The 16,453-nt window shown below is 69.3% G+C and carries 16 protein-coding genes and 2 tRNA genes; 5 read left to right on the top strand and 13 right to left on the bottom strand.

Annotated elements, in window-relative coordinates; genetic code table 11:
* Positions 1-16: 16 nt before the first annotated feature.
* The gene (locus ACV7NM_RS16635) at positions 17-787 is read right to left on the bottom strand and encodes a class E sortase (RefSeq protein WP_463411002.1); all 771 of its coding nucleotides are present in this window, start codon (positions 785-787) and stop codon (positions 17-19) included.
* Positions 744-1,532, bottom strand: a complete 789-nt coding sequence (locus ACV7NM_RS16630; protein WP_463411001.1) for a DUF881 domain-containing protein — start codon at positions 1,530-1,532, stop codon at positions 744-746. The genes ACV7NM_RS16635 and ACV7NM_RS16630 overlap by 44 nt, the downstream gene beginning before the upstream one ends.
* Before the next feature lie 91 nt (positions 1,533-1,623).
* On the opposite strand from ACV7NM_RS16630, the gene crgA reads away from it, so the two are divergent.
* Positions 1,624-1,878, top strand: coding sequence for a cell division protein CrgA (crgA, locus tag ACV7NM_RS16625; protein ID WP_463411000.1), 255 nt, complete (start codon positions 1,624-1,626; stop codon positions 1,876-1,878).
* A 172-nt stretch (positions 1,879-2,050) separates the two neighbouring features.
* Here crgA and ACV7NM_RS16620 read toward each other — a convergent pair whose 3' ends face one another.
* The gene (locus ACV7NM_RS16620; protein WP_463410999.1) at positions 2,051-2,929 is read right to left on the bottom strand and encodes a rhomboid family intramembrane serine protease; all 879 of its coding nucleotides are present in this window, start codon (positions 2,927-2,929) and stop codon (positions 2,051-2,053) included.
* Positions 2,930-3,048: 119 nt separating this feature from the next.
* On the bottom strand, positions 3,049-3,576 hold the full coding sequence (locus tag ACV7NM_RS16615) for a peptidylprolyl isomerase (protein WP_463410998.1): 528 nt from the start codon (positions 3,574-3,576) through the stop codon (positions 3,049-3,051).
* A gap of 178 nt (positions 3,577-3,754) precedes the next feature.
* On the opposite strand from ACV7NM_RS16615, the gene ACV7NM_RS16610 reads away from it, so the two are divergent.
* A complete protein-coding gene (locus ACV7NM_RS16610) occupies positions 3,755-4,441 on the top strand; it encodes a DUF5324 family protein (RefSeq protein WP_463410997.1) in 687 nt (228 codons plus the stop codon).
* Between the two features lie 68 nt (positions 4,442-4,509).
* Here the strand turns inward: ACV7NM_RS16610 and ACV7NM_RS16605 are convergent, their stop codons facing one another.
* Both ACV7NM_RS16605 and ACV7NM_RS16600 read right to left on the bottom strand, forming a co-directional pair.
* The gene (locus tag ACV7NM_RS16605; protein ID WP_463410996.1) at positions 4,510-4,959 is read right to left on the bottom strand and encodes a LysM peptidoglycan-binding domain-containing protein; all 450 of its coding nucleotides are present in this window, start codon (positions 4,957-4,959) and stop codon (positions 4,510-4,512) included.
* A gap of 275 nt (positions 4,960-5,234) precedes the next feature.
* Positions 5,235-5,307, bottom strand: a tRNA-Ala gene (locus tag ACV7NM_RS16600).
* A 160-nt stretch (positions 5,308-5,467) separates the two neighbouring features.
* Here ACV7NM_RS16600 and ACV7NM_RS16595 point away from each other — a divergent pair.
* From ACV7NM_RS16595 to ACV7NM_RS16585, 3 genes are read left to right on the top strand one after another with little or no spacing between them, the layout of a single operon-like run.
* A complete protein-coding gene (locus ACV7NM_RS16595) occupies positions 5,468-6,016 on the top strand; it encodes a helix-turn-helix domain-containing protein (protein WP_463410995.1) in 549 nt (182 codons plus the stop codon).
* A gap of 34 nt (positions 6,017-6,050) precedes the next feature.
* On the top strand, positions 6,051-7,331 hold the full coding sequence (locus ACV7NM_RS16590; RefSeq protein ID WP_463410994.1) for a serine/threonine-protein kinase: 1,281 nt from the start codon (positions 6,051-6,053) through the stop codon (positions 7,329-7,331).
* 52 nt (positions 7,332-7,383) lie between these two features.
* On the top strand, positions 7,384-8,466 hold the full coding sequence (locus ACV7NM_RS16585) for an IS630 family transposase (protein ID WP_463413961.1): 1,083 nt from the start codon (positions 7,384-7,386) through the stop codon (positions 8,464-8,466).
* Here the strand turns inward: ACV7NM_RS16585 and ACV7NM_RS16580 are convergent.
* The 7 genes from ACV7NM_RS16580 to gyrB form a co-directional block, all read right to left on the bottom strand.
* A complete protein-coding gene (locus ACV7NM_RS16580) occupies positions 8,463-9,731 on the bottom strand; it encodes a hypothetical protein (RefSeq protein WP_463410993.1) in 1,269 nt (422 codons plus the stop codon). The two genes, ACV7NM_RS16585 and ACV7NM_RS16580, sit on opposite strands and share 4 nt — an antisense overlap.
* A 168-nt stretch (positions 9,732-9,899) precedes the next feature.
* Positions 9,900-10,034: a DLW-39 family protein gene (locus tag ACV7NM_RS16575; RefSeq protein ID WP_208809277.1), complete on the bottom strand. Its 135-nt coding sequence runs from the start codon at positions 10,032-10,034 to the stop codon at positions 9,900-9,902.
* A gap of 147 nt (positions 10,035-10,181) precedes the next feature.
* A complete protein-coding gene (locus ACV7NM_RS16570) occupies positions 10,182-10,520 on the bottom strand; it encodes an ASCH domain-containing protein (protein ID WP_463410992.1) in 339 nt (112 codons plus the stop codon).
* Between the two features lie 91 nt (positions 10,521-10,611).
* Positions 10,612-10,685 (bottom strand) — tRNA-Ile (locus tag ACV7NM_RS16565).
* Between the two features lie 93 nt (positions 10,686-10,778).
* Positions 10,779-11,411 (bottom strand): DUF3566 domain-containing protein, encoded by a 633-nt coding sequence (locus ACV7NM_RS16560; protein ID WP_463410991.1) that lies wholly within the window; start codon positions 11,409-11,411, stop codon positions 10,779-10,781.
* Between the two features lie 3 nt (positions 11,412-11,414).
* The gene (gene gyrA / locus ACV7NM_RS16555; RefSeq protein ID WP_463410990.1) at positions 11,415-14,036 is read right to left on the bottom strand and encodes a DNA gyrase subunit A; all 2,622 of its coding nucleotides are present in this window, start codon (positions 14,034-14,036) and stop codon (positions 11,415-11,417) included.
* A gap of 40 nt (positions 14,037-14,076) precedes the next feature.
* A complete protein-coding gene (gene gyrB / locus ACV7NM_RS16550) occupies positions 14,077-16,137 on the bottom strand; it encodes a DNA topoisomerase (ATP-hydrolyzing) subunit B (RefSeq protein WP_463410989.1) in 2,061 nt (686 codons plus the stop codon).
* Positions 16,138-16,453 lie beyond the last annotated feature (316 nt).

Below are 16,453 nucleotides of genomic sequence, written 5' to 3'. Positions count from 1 at the left end.
GGCCCCGCCAAGGGGGTCACCTCGGCAATCCCTCCGGCGGACCCTGTGCGGACGGGCGGGTCCCCGTGAGTTCCGCCCACACCACCAAGCGGTGGCTGTGGCCCCATTCCGGTTCGCAGGTGGTCAGCGTGAGGTACCGGCCGGGGGCGGTGAAGGGGGAACTCCGCGGCACCGGGTCGAGCACCCCCGTCTCGGTGGGCAGGACGCGCAACGGCGCGGCCCGGACGGTGTACGTGTACCAGGTCGCGGCGTCCTTGACGATCACGGCGTCCCCGGGGCGCAGCTCCGGCACGTCCTTGAAGGGGTCCCCGTAGGTCCGCCGGTGCCCGGCCACCGAGAAGTTGCCGCTCTCCCCGGGGCGGGCCGTGCCCGGGTAGTGGCCGAGGCCCTTCTTCAGGGTGTCCGGGCCGGTGCCCTCCAGTACGGGTTTGTTCCAGTCCGCGCCGAAGCGGGGTACGTACATCTCGGCGAAGGCCCGCCCGTCGACCGACGGTGGCGGCGGGGCGGCGGGTGCGGCGGATGTGGCGGATGTGGCGGTCGGGGTGGGGACGGCGGGGGCCGGTTGCCCGGCGGGCCGCTCGGGGGCCGACCAGCTCTGGCGCAGCCGGGCCACCTGGTCCTCCATGTCCCGATCGGCCCGGACCCCCGTCCACAGCAGCAGGTACGCCACGAACAGCACGATCAGCGCGCCGACCGTCAGACACACCTCGCTGAACGTCCGTACCAGCAGGCGCGGTACGGCGTCAGGGCGTCGGCGTGGACGTGGCGGTTTCCACCGGCTTCGCATAGTGGAGGTCCACTGTGCCGGAGTAGCCGGGCAGTGTCAGCGCCTTGTGGTCGTCCACTTTCCAACCGAGGCCGTACGCGGTGACGTACATCTGGTAGTTCTGCAGGGCGGGCGAGGCCGCCAGAGCCTTGTGCAACGCGCCCGGGTCGCCGACCGCGGAGACCTTGTACGGGGGCGAGTAGACCCGGCCCTGGAGGATCAGCGTGTTGCCGACGCAGCGCACAGCGCTGGTGGAGATCAGGCGCTGGTCCATGATCTGGATGCCGGTGGCGCCGCCCTGCCACAGCGCGTTCACCACGGCCTGGAGATCCTGCTGGTGGATGACCAGGTCGTTGGGCTGGGGGTCGGGCACATTGGGGATGCGGGGGGTGGCGTTCGGGGGAGCGTCGTTGAGAGTGACGGTCAGCCCCTTGCCGGAGATCTCCTCGGTGCCGGAGGCGGTGCGCAGGGCGGCCAGCTTGGCGTCCTCGGCCTTGGTGCTGCCGTCGTCACGCTCGGCGAGGGCGTCCACCTGGGCGCGTACGGCCGCGGTGGTCCTCTCCAGCTCGCCGTTCTTCTGGCTGCGTTCCTGGATCAGGTCGGAGAGCTTGAGGAGCGACGCGTCCGTGCGGATGTTCGTACCCTTGGACGTGTTGAAGCTGGTGACGAAAATGAGGCCGGCGAGGGCGAAAACGGCGGCGGTCAGCAGCCGCACCGGTCGCAGCCGGCGGCGGGGACCCGCGGAGGAGTCGTCGGAATCGCTCAACGTACCCTTCTCCTTCAACGCCACAGGTCCACTACGCTAACGGACGCCCGGGGCAGGCAAGGTCCCCAGCGCATCGACAGGAGAGCCCCTCGTGCCGAAGTCACGTATCCGCAAGAAGGACGACTACACGCCGCCGCCGACGCGGCAGCCGCAGGCGATCAGGTTGACGAACCGCAGCTGGGTCGCCCCGGTCATGCTGGCGTTCTTCCTCGTCGGCCTCGCCTGGATCGTCGTCTTCTATGTGACCGACACCCAGTTGCCCATCGAGTCACTGGGCAACTGGAACATCGTGGTCGGTTTCGGGTTCATCGCGGCGGGCTTCGGCGTCTCGACGCAGTGGAAGTAGCCGGGCGGGCATAGCGCACTTGCCCCGCCGAAGGAAGCTCTCCCCATGAGTTATCCACAGCGTCATCCACACCTGAGGAAAAGGCAGAAGATCTGTGGATAACTCTGTGGAGAGTTGACGCCGGTGTGATCAGGTGAGTGCCGCCGCAGACGGGGTGCGGGCCAGGCGGCGCTCAGCCGAGCGCCGTCAGACCGGCCGTCCTGATGGCGATCAGCAGCACTGCCAGCAGGAACACCGCCGCGCAGCTCCCCCACTGGAAGAGGACCCGTTTCCTGCCCGCGGCGGGTACGAGCAGACCCAGCGTGACCAGCGCGCCGGTGACCAGGCCGCCCACGTGCGCCTGCCAGGACACGCTCATACCGCCGATCCGCACGAAGGTCAGCGCCAGCATCAGGGCGACCATGATGATCACCGGGCGCATCTCGTACCGCATCCGGCGGGCGAGGACGGCCGTGGCGCCGAGGAGGCCGAAGACGGCGCCCGACGCACCGAGGGTCGCGGTGTTCGGCGCGGTCAGCAGATAGACGAGGGCGCTGCCGCCCAAGCCGGACAGCAGGTACACGGCCAGGTAGCGGACCCGGCCCAGCGCCGCCTCCAGCGGGCCGCCGAGCACCCACAGGCCGATCATGTTGCCGATCAGGTGCCACCACTCGGTGTGCAGGAACACAGAGGTCAGCAGCCGGTGGTACTCGCCGGTGGACACCCCCTCCAAGGGTGCTCCGTAGTACTCCACGTAGCGGCCGAGCAGCTCCAGCCGTACGGGCAGGCCGGGCACCGCCTGCGCGGCGAGGAACACCGCGACGTTGATGCCGATCAGGATCTTGGTGACCAGGTGCGGATCGGCGGCGACCGTGCCCCCCGCCAGGGTCCGCGGCGTGTTGGCGGCGCGCCGGCCCGTGCCGGAACCCTCGCGGACGCACTCGGGGCACTGGAAGCCGACCGAGGCGCTGATCATGCACTCCGGGCAGATCGGGCGCTCGCAGCGGACGCAGCGAATCCCCGTGTCGCGCTCCGGGTGGCGGTAACAGCCCGGCAGACGGTCGGTGTCCATCGGTCCCCTCGGTCTACGGCGGGACGGGCGCGCGGGCGCCGCCCCACCGGTCCGGTCACGGTATGTATCGAGGACGGACGGGCGGGGCGGAAAGGTTCCCGGCGCGGCGCCGCGCCGGGTCAGCGCTTCTCGACGACCACCGTCGCGATGATCACGTCGTCCTGCGGCCGCTCGGTACGCGGGTTGGTCGGCAGGGCGGCGATCTCGTCCACGATCTTCTGGCTGGCCTTGTCGGTGACCTCACCGAAAATGGTGTGCTTGCGGGTCAGCCAGGCGGTGGGCGCGACGGTGATGAAGAACTGGGAGCCGTTGGTGCCCGGGCCGGCGTTGGCCATGGCGACCAGGTACGGCTTGGTGAAGGCCAGGTCCGGGTGGAACTCGTCGGCGAACTGGTAGCCGGGCCCGCCGGTGCCGTTGCCGAGCGGGTCGCCGCCCTGGATCATGAAACCGCTGATGACGCGGTGGAACACCGTGCCGTCGTACAGCGGGTCCGTGGTCTTCTGACCGTCCGTCGGCCGGGTCCACTCGCGTTCGCCGGTGGCCAGCTCCACGAAGTTCCGTACGGTCTTCGGAGCGAAGTTCTCCAACAGCTCGATCTCGATGTCGCCGTGATTCGTCTTCAAGGTGGCGTAGAGCTTCTCGGCCAACGGGATCTGCCTTCCCTAGTGCTCGCTGTCGGTTCCCGATCCTCCCACGATGGGGCCCGCCACACGGAAAACCCTCCACCCGTATGCCCTGTCACACATGCCCGTTGGCGTCGGTACAGGCATGATCCGACAAAGGGTGGAAAGGTGAACTGTGTCCGCCACCGAGGAGGAGGATCCCGTGACCCGCAAGGACAGCGTGCGCCTGGCAGCCGAGAACGCCAGGGAGAGCATGCGGCACGCAGCGGAAGTGGTGGCGCCGTACGCAGGAACCGCCAAGGACGCGGCTGTGCACTACGCGCACGAGGCGAACGAGCGGCTGGCGCCGAAGGTCTCGTACGCGGCCGGAGAGGCCGCCCGACAGGCCCGTACGACCTACGACAGCCACCTGCAGCCGCGGATCAAGGCCGCGTGGGCGCAAGTGCCTCCGCCGGTCGACCGTGCCGCCACCACCGCCGTGCACCAGACGCGCCGGGTGGCGCGCCAAGCCGCCGACTACACGCAGCCTCGACTCGAGAGCGCGCTCGCGGCCGCCCAACCCATGGCGGAGGAAGCCGCGTCGCGCTCCGCGGCGGCACTCGCGGCGCTGCGCGGCCAGGTGACGGCCAAGGAGGTGCAGCGGCTGCTGCGCAGGCACGAACGGCGGGCACGCGCGGGCCGGCTGCTCAAGGGCATCGCGGTGGCCGGCCTCGTCGCGGGCGCCGCCTATGCCGCGTGGAAGTGGTGGGACCAGCAGTCCAACCCGGACTGGCTCGTGGAGCCTCCGGCGGCCACGGAACCGGGACGAGCCGCCGAACCGGCGAGCTTCGACGGCGAACTGGCGGCCAAGGAGGATGAGGCCGGCTCGAACGGCGAGCCGCAGGCCTGACGGACAGCGCGCAAGGCACGGTGAAGGGCCCGGATCAAATCGATCCGGGCCCTTCACCGTGTCCGGGGTCAGTTCGGGAGCATGAGCACCATGCCCGGCCGGAGCATGTCCGGGTTCGGGCCGACGACGGACTTGTTCATGGCGTAGAGCTCGCGCCAGCGCCCCTCGTTGCCCAGCTCGCGGCGGGCGATGGCCGAAAGCGAGTCACCTGCCGCGACGATGTACGTGCGCTGCGCCTCCGACGGCGGCTTGGGCGCTGTCGGCACCGCCTTGTGGGCGGCCGAGCCCGGCGTGGGCGTCTTGTGCTGTACGTGCCCGGGCGCAGGCTTGGGAGGAGCCGCGGCAGCCATCCGCTCGGCCGCCGCCCTGGGGCCCGAGGCGGCGTCGGTGTACTTCCCGCCCATGTCGTTGGGCCCCGTCGGCCTGACCGGGCCCTGCTGTTCGACCTGCTCCTTCGCCTTCTCGGCGGCCTCTTCCTGCCTCTTCTTGTCGGACTTCAGGAAGTCGAAGATTCCCATGGTGTGTGCGCCTCCGGCGTGGTTTCGCCCCCCTGCTCACAGTGCCTCACCCCACTCTCGACCACCATCCACGCCCCGGCTCCGTGACTGATCCGTCCGGGCGACGCGGCGCCATCGCCGACGCGACCCGGGCCGGAGTCCGCTCCCGGTGTGGGCGATGTTTCACGTGAAACAGCCGCCCGGTCGGCGGCGCGCTCGCTCCGGCCGGCCCGCGCCACAAGCGAAAAAGACCCCCTTGAGCAGCGTTTCCGCTGGTCAAGGGGGTCTTTCAGGAGTGGAGCCTAGGAGATTCGAACTCCTGACATCTGCCTTGCAAAGGCAGCGCTCTACCAACTGAGCTAAGGCCCCGAAAACGGATACGCCCCTCCCCCGGTGCAGGAGTGGTCGTTCCGCAGAACAGAGTACCGGGTGTACCCCCTCATCCCGCAAAATGATAGGGACTCCCGCCCCGCGACCACTCTCCGTAAGATGCTCGCGAGGTTCGCACCAGCGAAGGGGAGTTGTCAGCGTGGACGCAGTACAGCAAGAGGCCACCGCCAGAGCCAGGGAGCTCCAGCGCAGTTGGTACGGCGAGCCCCTGGGAGCGCTCTTTCGCCGGCTCATAGACGACCTCGGGCTGAATCAGGCCCGCCTCGCTGCCGTCCTCGGACTGTCGGCCCCGATGCTCTCCCAGCTGATGAGCGGCCAGCGCGCCAAGATCGGGAACCCCGCCGTGGTCCAGCGCGTCCAGGCGCTCCAGGATCTCGCCGGCCAAGTCGCCGACGGCAGCGTCAGCGCGGCCGAGGCCACCGACCGCATGGACGAGATCAAGCGGACGCAGGGCGGCTCCGTCCTCAGCAACAGCGGGCAGACGAGCACCGGTTCGGGCGCACCCACGGTGAAGCGGATCGTCCGCGAGATCCAGTCCCTGCTGCGTTCGGTCTCCGCCGCGGGCGACATCATCGACGCGGCGGACACGCTCGCCGCCAGCCATCCGGAACTCTCCGAGTTCCTGCGGGTCTACGGAGCCGGCCGCACCTCCGACGCGGTCGCCCACTACGAGGCACACCAGAACTGACCGCACGAGCGACGACGGGGGGACGGGCAGAGCGATGGGTGAGGTCTTCGCCGGCCGGTACGAGCTGATCGACCCGATCGGACGGGGCGGCGCCGGCGCCGTCTGGCGGGCCTGGGACCAACGCCGTCGCCGGTACGTCGCCGCGAAGGTCCTCCTCCAGGGCGACGCCCACACCCTGCTGCGTTTCGTGCGCGAGCAGGCCCTGCGGATCGATCACCCGCACGTCCTCGCCCCGGCCAGCTGGGCGGCGGACGACGACAAGGTGCTGTTCACCATGGACCTCGTCCACGGCGGTTCCCTCGCCCATGTGATCGCGGACTACGGACCGCTGCCGCCGCGCTTCGTGTGCACCCTGCTCGATCAGCTCCTCGCGGGGCTGGCGGCGGTGCACGCGGAGGGCGTCGTCCACCGCGACATCAAACCGGCCAACATCCTGATGGAGGCGACGGGGACGGGGCGGCCCCACCTGCGACTGTCCGACTTCGGGATCTCGATGCGCAAGGGTGAGCCACGGCTCACCGACACCCATGTCGTCGTCGGTACGCCGGGATACTTCGCCCCCGAGCAAATGCTGGGCGCCGAGCCGGACTTCCCGGCGGATCTCTTCGCCGTGGGCCTCGTGGCGCTGTACTTGCTGCGAGGGAGCAAGCCCGACGCCCAGAAGCTGGTGGAGCACTTCCTGACCCGGGGAACACCCGACGCACCCGAGGGCGTTCCCGCGCCCCTGTGGGACGTGATCGCGAGCCTCCTGCACCCGAACCCGGAGAAGCGGTTCCGGACCGCCACAGGGGCCCGCAAGGCCCTTGCCGAGGCCGTCGAGCTGCTGCCGCCGACCCCGCCGGACGAAGAACCCGTCGAAGTGTTCGACCAACTCGGTCCGCTCCCCGCCGGTTTCGGCCCTGGCGGGCCCGAAGTCACCCACGGGCCCGAAGTCACCCACGGCCCTGGAGCCACCGCCGGTCCCGAAGTCACCCACGGCCCCGGCGTCGCCGCCGGCCCCGGCGTCGCCGCCGAGCCCGGAGTCCGCCAGGCCCCGGTGGTGCCCCAGGTCCCGCCACTCGCGGTCGCCTTCGTCCCCCGAGCAGCTCCGCCCACGCCCCCGCCGCACTCCCCGTTCGGACCGCCGGTGGGCTACGGCTCGTCGGAGACCGGGAGTTTCCACCTCGCCCCGCCGAGCGCGCCCCCGCGGCCGTCCCCGGCGCGCCGCGCGATCGCCCCGCCCTCGCGCCGGGTCACGGTCGCCGTCCTCACCGCCGCCCTGCTCTGCTTCGCCGTGGGCACCTGGGCGCTGACCCGGCTCCAAGGCGTGCTCTAGTCTTCTGAGTCAGGAATTCTGTTCAGATGTGTAGGCTTGCGGTATGGCGCGGATGGGGCGGCCGAAGGCCGAGTTGAGGTTGTCGGATGAGGAGCGGGCCGCACTCGAGGGGTGGGTGCGGCGCCGTTCCACGCCGCAGGCGTGGGCACTTCGTTGCCGGATCATCCTGGCCTGCGCGGAAGGCGCTTCGAACAAGGATGTAGCGGCCCGGCTCGGCTCGACCGCGCATGCGGTGGGCCGCTGGCGGGCGCGTTTCGTCGAGCACCGGATCGCCGGCCTGGGCGACATGCCGCGATCCGGCGGTCCGCGGTCGGTCACGGACGAGCAGGTCGCCGCTCTGGTCGCCAGGACACTGGAGTCGACACCGAAGAACGCGACGCACTGGTCGACGCGGTCGATGGCGAAGGAAACGGGCCTGTCGCAGTCGACCGTGTCGCGGATCTGGCGGGCGTTCGGCCTGCAGCCGCACCGCTCTGAGACCTTCAAGCTGTCGACCGACCCGTACTTCGTCGACAAGGTCCACGACGTCGTCGGCCTCTACCTCGATCCGCCGGAACGGGCCCTGGTCTTCTGCGTGGACGAGAAGTCCCAGATCCAGGCACTGGACCGCTCGCAGCCCGTCCTGCCGATGATGCCCGGCGTCCCGCAAAGGGTCACGCACGACTACGTCCGGGCCGGCACCACCACCCTCTTCGCCGCCCTGGAGGTCGCCACCGGCAAGGTGATCGGCTCACTCCACCGCCGCCACCGCGCCGAGGAGTTCAAGAAGTTCCTCATCAAGCTCGACAAAGAAGTCCCGGCCGGCCTGGACGTCCACCTGGTGCTGGACAACTACGCCACCCACAAGACCCCGGCCATCAAGACCTGGCTGGTGGCCCACCCCCGGTTCCACCTGCACTTCACACCCACCGGGTCGTCCTGGCTCAACCTCGTGGAGCGGTGGTTCGCCGAGCTGACGAACAAGCAGATACGACGAGGCGTCCACAAGACCGTCCAGGCCCTGGAGCAGGACATCCGGGCCTGGATCGCCGCATGGAACAGTGACCCGAAGCCCTACGTCTGGACCAAGACCGCAGATGAGATCCTCGAACGCCTCGCCAGCTATCTGAACAGAATTCCTGACTCAGAAGACTAGGGCGTGTTTCGAAAGTCCCGCCTGGCCCGCGCCAGAAGGAACCAGCCGCCGAGCCCGAGCAGCAGCACCACCCCGGCGCCGAACCCCGCACCGGCCACCACCCGCATCACCGAGCGGTCGTCCTCCGCGGCGGCGGCCTCCGGACCGGTGAGCCCTTCCTTCGCGGCCGTCCGGTCGGCGGCGCCCACCCCGAAGCCGGCCGCGCTCAGGCTCTCCCGGTACGCGGGCGCCTTGCGGGGGACGCCGATGACGTCCATCCGCAGCGTCAGCGGCACCGGCGTCGCGTCCCGCGTGAACTCCGCGACCTTCCCGCCCAGCGTGACGGCGAGGTAGTACCAACCGGCCACCCCCGTCCCCCGTACCGCGACGTCGTTCGAGAAGCGGTTCTCGTACGCCACCGGTGCCGTCTTAGGCAGGGTGACGGCCGCCTGCCTGCCGTCGTAGGAGGTGTCCCGGGAGCCGACCAGGCCCCTGTACGGGCTGTACAGCGAGACGGTGAGCCCGCCCGGGGCCGATCCGTACGGCTTGGTCATCTCGGCGGCCGCGATCTCCGCGCCGATCCCCAACTGCTGTCCCCAGTCCAACGGGACGCGGTAGTAACGGGTCTGTCCGGGCCTCAGGTCGTCGCGCCACACCCCACCGCCCAGGGCGCGCGCGTCGTTGAAGCCGGTTCCGCCGGTACGGGCCACGGGTTCCGCACCCGGGAGCGTCGGCGAGGCGGACGGCCACACGCTGGGCGCGACCGTGGGCACGGCGCCGCCCAGGCCCGGCTCGCGCCGGACCAGGAGCTCCACCGGCCAAGGCCCCTGGGCGGAGTCCTTGGCCGCGGTCCGCGTCACCTTGGCGTAGTAGATGCCGCCCGCCTGGCAGTCGGCGTCCTCCCGTACCCGCCGGACGGCCGCCGCGCCGATCGGGACGGGGTCGTAAGCGAAGCCGGCCCGGCCCGGATCGGGGCAGCGCCGCCCCTCTTTCGTCATGATCTCGACCTCGACGCCGTCGCTGTAGCCCACCTTGGAGCCCTTGGTGGGCCGGACCACGGCGGAGACGTACACGTCGGACGTGTCGTCGAGGCCGAGCCGGTAGAACCGTTCACCGGGGGAGACGGTGTCCTCGTAGACCGTCCCGGGCTCCAGCAGCGGGGCGTCCGCGCTGGAGGGCTTGCCCTGGACCGGGCGGGCTCCGTCGGCGACGCGGTACTCCGGCAGCGGCCCCGGCGCGGGTCCGGCCCCGAAAGCGGCCCCCGACGCCCCGACCGCAAGCCCCACGGCCACCGTCCCGACCAGCACCGTTGTCCGTACCCGACCCCTCACGCCCACCCACACCCCGGATTCACTCCCGCAAGCCCGAACTTTGCGTACCGCAACTTTTCGTACCCGAACAGCACAAAGCCCCGGCAGCAGCGGCAGCCGGGGCCTTATGGGAAACGGTGGGTCTCACACGCCGGAACCAGAAGGCACGGAGTCGGTTGCCTCCGTCCACAGGTCCTGCTCGGCGCGGTCCGCCTGGATCTGGCGGTACACGAGGAGCCCGCCGATGGCGGCCAGTGCGACCAGGAGCAGCTTCTTCACCGCGCGACCTCGTCTTTCGTTGACGTTCGGGACTTCTGACGGCCCACAATACACACCGACCGATACCGATCGGTTATCTGAGGGGGCCCCTCCGGCGCCACTCGACCGGCTCAACGAAACCGGCCCGCCGAAGGCTCCCCAAGGCCCTCACCGAGCGTCCGCCGCCAAGCGGAAACGGACGACGGTGACCTCATCGGCGGGAGCCAGGGCGGGATAGTGGTACCGCAGCCTGTCGTGCAGCTCCGCGAGATCACGGAACCCGTCGGCGACGGCGTCCTCCTCGGTCAGCTCCCGGACCCTTTTCGAATCGAGCCGCGTGACGACGCCCCGGAGCACCAGTTCCTCGTCCAGCTCGAAGACCAGGTCGACCGGCCCTTCGGCGATCGGGTCCCGATGGCGCACGGTCGTCTTCTTCCGCCCCGTGCGGACGGCGTCGAGATAGTCCCCGTGGAAGTGCAAGGACTGCGGCTGAGGGTCGTTGTCCATGCTCAACACCCTACGACCGGCGCGCCCGCGGCCCCCGGGCCGCACAACGCGAAGACCCCCAACCGGAATCGGTCGGGGGTCTTCGACACTGTGGGGCTAACAGGATTTGAACCTGTGGCCTCATCCTTATCAGGGATGCGCTCTAACCAACTGAGCTATAGCCCCATCCGCGCTGCGCGCTGACTCCTGAAGGTTAGCGCACAGACCCGGCAGGTCCCAAATCCGTTCCGCGAGGCCGTCCCCGCAGGTCAGTCAGGCTCACTCGTCCTCGGCGAGCGTGAGCTCGACACCACCCACGAACCCGGCCGAGACGTTGTAGATGAACGCGCCGAGCGTCGCGAGGGCCGTCGCCAGCACCACGTCGATCACGGCGATCACCGACGTGAAGATCAGCACGCGGGGCAGCGACAGGAACGACTGGAGGTCGAAGCCGTTGCTCTCGTTGGAACCGGTCGCCTCGCTGATCGTGCCGCCGACCGTCGAGAACACGCCCATCGCGTCCATGACCATCCACAGCACCACGGCCGCCACGACCGTGCAGATGCCGAGCGCGATCGACAGCAGGAAGCTGACCTTCATCACGGACCACGGGTCGGCCTTGGCCACCCGAAGCCGCGCCTTGCGGGTGCGGGGAGCCGTACGGACCCCCGTGCGCGCCTGACGCTGCGCGCCCGGGCCCGCGGGTGCCGCGTAGGCCTGCGGCGGCTTGTGCGGCTGCGCGCCCGCGTCCTGGCCCGCGCCGGCCTTCGCCTTCGGCTTAGGCCCTCGGGTGTCCGTCACCGTGCTCCCCCTGCCCTTCGCGGCGGCGCCCCCGCCATCAGAATCCGCGGCGGGGCCACGGGCACCGTTCGCTCCAGTCTTGGCCGGTCCGGCGCCCGTGGCTCCACTCACGACTTACTCCTCGTGCTCCCCAGCCGAAGGCTGCGTGCCCTCGGCGGCCTCAACGGCCTGTCCTTCGGCTTCCTCGGTCTCCGACGGGTTCTCGTCGTCGACCTCGTCGGCCTCCTGACCGGCCTCGGCGTTTCGCGCGATACCCACCACGGCGTCCCGCTTGCCCAGGTTGATCAGCTGGACGCCCATGGTGTCACGGCCGGTCTCCCGGACTTCATTGACGCGCGTACGAATCACACCACCGCTGAGGGTGATTGCGAGAATCTCGTCCGTTTCGTCGACCACCAGCGCGCCGACGAGCGAACCGCGGTCCTCGACGATCTTCGCCGCCTTGATGCCCAGACCACCACGACCCTGGACGCGGTACTCGTCCACCGGCGTCCGCTTGGCGTAGCCGCCGTCGGTCGCGGTGAAGACGAAGGTACCGGGTCGGACCACGCTCATGGAGAGCAGTTCGTCCCCTCCGCGGAAGCTCATGCCCTTCACACCGGAGGTGGCACGGCCCATCGGACGCAGCGCCTCGTCGGTCGCGGTGAAGCGGATCGACTGCGCCTTCTTGCTGATGAGCAGCAGGTCGTCCTCGGCGGAGACCAGCTCGGCACCGATCAGCTCGTCGGCGCTGCCGTCGGAGCCGTCGGCGCCCGTCTCGCGGAGGTTGATGGCGATGACACCACCCGCACGGGGGGAGTCGTAGTCCTTGAGCGCCGTCTTCTTCACCAGGCCGCCCTTGGTGGCCAGGATCAGGTACGGCGCCGCCTCGTAGTCGCGGATCGCCAGGATCTGGGCGATCTTCTCGTCCGGCTGGAAGGCCAGCAGGTTCGCGACGTGCTGACCGCGCGCGTCACGTCCGGCGTCCGGGAGCTCGTACGCCTTGGACCGGTAGACCCGGCCCTTGTTGGTGAAGAACAGCAGCCAGTGGTGCGTGGTGGACACGAAGAAGTGGTCGACCAGGTCGTCCTGCTTCAGCTTCGTGCCGCGCACGCCCTTGCCGCCGCGCTTCTGCGAGCGGTAGTCCTCGGTCTTGGTGCGCTTGACGTAACCACCGTGGGTGATGGTGACGACGATGTCCTCTTCGGCGATCAGGTCCTCGATGGACATGTCACCGTCGAAGGGCACCAGCTTGGAGCGCCGGTCGTCGCCGAACTTCTCGACGATGGCCGCCAGCTCCTCGCTGACGATGGTGCGCTGACGCGCCTCGGAGGCGAGGATCCCGTTGTACTCGTTGATCTTGGCCTGGAGCTCGTCGTGCTCGGCGACGATCTTCTGCCGCTCCAGCGCGGCGAGGCGGCGCAGCTGCATCTCCAGGATCGCGTTCGCCTGGATCTCGTCGATCTCCAGCAGGCCCATCAGGCCCTCGCGCGCGATCTCGACCGTGTTGCTGCGCCGGATCAGCGCGATGACCTCGTCGATCGCGTCCAGCGCCTTGAGCAGACCGCGCAGGATGTGGGCGCGCTCCTCCGCCTTGCGCAGGCGGAAGCGGGTGCGCCGGACGATGACCTCGATCTGGTGCTGCACCCAGTGGCGGATGAACGCGTCGATCGACAGGGTGCGCGGCACCCCGTCCACCAGCGCCAGCATGTTCGCGCCGAAGTTCGTCTGCAGGTCGGTGTGCTTGTACAGGTTGTTCAGCACGACCTTGGCGACCGCGTCCCGCTTGAGGACGATGACCAGCCGCTGGCCGGTCCGCGAGGAGGTCTCGTCGCGGACGTCGGCGATGCCGCCGATCTTGCCGTCCTTGACCAGGTCCGCGATCTTCTGCGCGAGGTTGTCGGGGTTGGTCTGGTACGGGAGTTCGGTGACCACCAGGCACTGGCGGTTCTGGATCTCCTCGACCTCGACCACCGCGCGCATGGTGATGGAGCCGCGACCGGTCCGGTACGCCTCCTCGATGCCCTTGCGGCCGACGACGAGGGCGCCGGACGGGAAGTCGGGGCCCTTGATGCGCTCGATGAGCGCGTCCTGGAGCTCCTCGTGCGAGGCCTCCGGGTGCTCCAGCGCCCACTGCGCGCCGGCCGCGACCTCGCGCAGGTTGTGCGGCGGGATGTTGGTGGCCATGCCGACCGCGATACCGGCGCTGCCGTTGACCAGCAGGTTCGGGAAGCGCGCCGGCAGGACCGTCGGCTCCTGGTTGCGGCCGTCGTAGTTGTCCGTGAGGTCGACGGTCTCCTCGTCGATGTCCCGGAGCATCTCCATGGCCTGCGGCATCAGCTTGCACTCGGTGTAGCGCATGGCTGCCGCCGGGTCGTTGCCCGGCGAGCCGAAGTTGCCGTTGGAGTCCACCAGCGGCATCCGCATCGACCACGGCTGGGCCAGGCGGACCAGGGCGTCGTAGATCGAGGAGTCGCCGTGCGGGTGGTAGGTGCCCATGACGTCACCGACGACGCGGGCGCACTTGTAGAAGCCCTTCTCGGGCCGGTAGCCGCCGTCGTACATCGCGTACAGCACGCGCCGGTGGACGGGCTTGAGGCCGTCCCGTACGTCGGGCAGGGCGCGCGAGACGATGACGGACATCGCGTAGTCGAGGTAGGAGCGCTGCATCTCCGTCTCGAGCCCGACGGGCTCGATGCGCAGCTGCTGGCCTTCCTCTTCGGTGTTCTCGGCGGTCGGGGTGGTTTCGTCGGCCATTGCTGGTCAGAAGTCCTTTCAGGCAGTCAGCTGAGCCGACTCAGATGTCGAGGAAGCGGACGTCCTTGGCGTTGCGCTGGATGAAGGAGCGCCGGGCTTCGACGTCCTCACCCATCAGCACCGAGAACAGGTCGTCGGCCTGCGCGGCGTCGTCCAGGGTGACCTGGCCGAGCACGCGGTGGTCCACGTCCATGGTCGTGACGCGCAGTTCCTCGGCGTTCATCTCGCCCAGACCCTTGAAGCGCTGGATGGAGTCTTCCCTGATCCGCTTGCCCTGTGCCTTGCCGTGCTCGACCAGGGCGTCGCGCTCGCGGTCCGAGTACGCGTACTCGAAGTCGTCCCGACCCCACTTGATCTTGTACAGCGGGGGACGCGACAGGTAGACGTGCCCGGCCTCGACCAGCGGCCGCATGAAGCGGAACAGGAAGGTCAGCAGCAGGGTGTTGATGTGCTGGCCGTCGACGTCGGCGTCCGCCATCAGGATGATCTTGTGATAGCGGAGCTTCTCGATGTCGAAGTCCTCGTGCACACCGGTTCCGAAGGCACTGATGAGCGCCTGGACCTCGGTGTTCTGGAGGATCTTGTCGATACGGGCCTTCTCGACGTTCAGGATCTTGCCGCGGATCGGCAGGATGGCCTGGTACATCGGGTTGCGGCCGGACTTCGCGGAGCCGCCGGCCGAGTCGCCCTCGACGATGAAGATCTCGCACTTCGTCGGGTCGTTCGACTGGCAGTCGGACAACTTGCCCGGCAGCGAGGCGCTCTCCAGCAGGCCCTTGCGACGGGTGAGGTCACGGGCCTTGCGGGCCGCGACGCGCGCGGTGGCCGCCTGGATCGACTTGCGGATGATGTCCGCGGCCTCGACCGGGTTGCGGTCGAACCAGTCGTTGAGGTGCTCGTGCACGACCTTCTGCACGAAGGTCTTCGCCTCGGTGTTGCCCAGCTTGGTCTTCGTCTGGCCCTCGAACTGGGGCTCGCCCAGCTTGACCGAGATGATCGCCGTCAGGCCTTCGCGGATGTCCTCGCCGGCGAGGTTGTCGTCCTTCTCGCGCAGCAGCTTCTTGTCGCGGGCGTAGCGGTTGACCAGACCCGTCAACGCGGCGCGGAAACCCTCTTCGTGGGTACCGCCCTCGTGCGTGTGGATGGTGTTCGCGAAGGAGTAGACGCCCTCGGTGTACTGCGAGTTCCACTGCATCGCGATCTCGACCGAGAGCATGCGCTCCTTGTCCTCGGCCTCGACGTCGATGACGGTCGGGTGGATCAGCTCGCCCTTGCGCGAGTTGAGGTACTTCACGAAGTCGACGATGCCGCCCTCGTAGTAGTACTTCACCGTGCGCGCCGGCGGCTCGACCGCGTCGGCGTCCGGGTTGTCGGCGCCCATGGTCGCCTTGGCGGACTCGCGCTCGTCGGTCAGCGTCAGGGTCAGGCCCTTGTTGAGGAAGGCCATCTCCTGGAAGCGCCGCGACAGCGTCTCGAAGGAGTACTCGGTCGTCTCGAAGATGTCCGGGTCGGCCCAGAAGGTGACCGACGTGCCGTGCTCGTCGGTCTCCTCGTTCTTGGCGAGGGGAGCCGTCGGGGCGCCGAGCTTGTAGTCCTGGGTGAAGCGGAAGCCGTCCCGCTTGACCTCGACCGCGACCTTCGTCGACAGCGCGTTCACGACGGATACGCCCACGCCGTGCAGACCGCCGGAGACGGCGTAGCCGCCGCCGCCGAACTTGCCGCCCGCGTGCAGGACCGTCAGCACGACCTCCAGCGCCGGCTTGCCCTCGGAGGGCACGATGTCGACGGGGATGCCACGGCCGTTGTCGATCACGCGCACGCCGCCGTCGGCGAGGATCGTGACGTCGATGGTGTCCGCGTGCCCGGCCAGGGCCTCGTCGACGGAGTTGTCGACGACCTCGTAGACGAGGTGGTGCAAGCCACGCTCACCGGTCGAGCCGATGTACATGCCGGGCCGCTTGCGGACCGCGTCCAGACCCTCGAGGACCTGGATGTTGCTGCCGGTGTAAGAGGACTCACCGGCCTCGCCGCCGGCGGTGGACTCGTTCTTCTCGTTGGGGTTGCCGGAATCGGCCACGAAGCGCCCTTTCTGGCACAGCACAGGCCGTACTCCGGGCCAGCAGGCATGCAAGCAGGAGCGGCTGCGTCGATCTGCGTTGTCAGCGTTTGTCAGCGGATCCCGCAAGCGGGCGGGATTCGCTTCAGTCTACCGGTACCACGGACATGAATGGGGGTTTGCCGGTACCTGAGTCCGCATGTGCCGCCCTGAACCTCCTCTCTCCGACTCCCCATATCCGGGGAGGGGCTCAAAGAGGCTCACACGGGCATTGAGAGCTTCGGCCTGTCAACCTCTGGCTACCGTGAGGGACACCACCCGCGCGTGCGCGCCCGAGCGGGGCCGCGACCCGGCCGAAACC

It is taken from the genome of Streptomyces sp. Tek67B01 (genome assembly GCF_055231995.1).
This window is presented reverse-complemented; position numbering and strand designations above follow the sequence as displayed.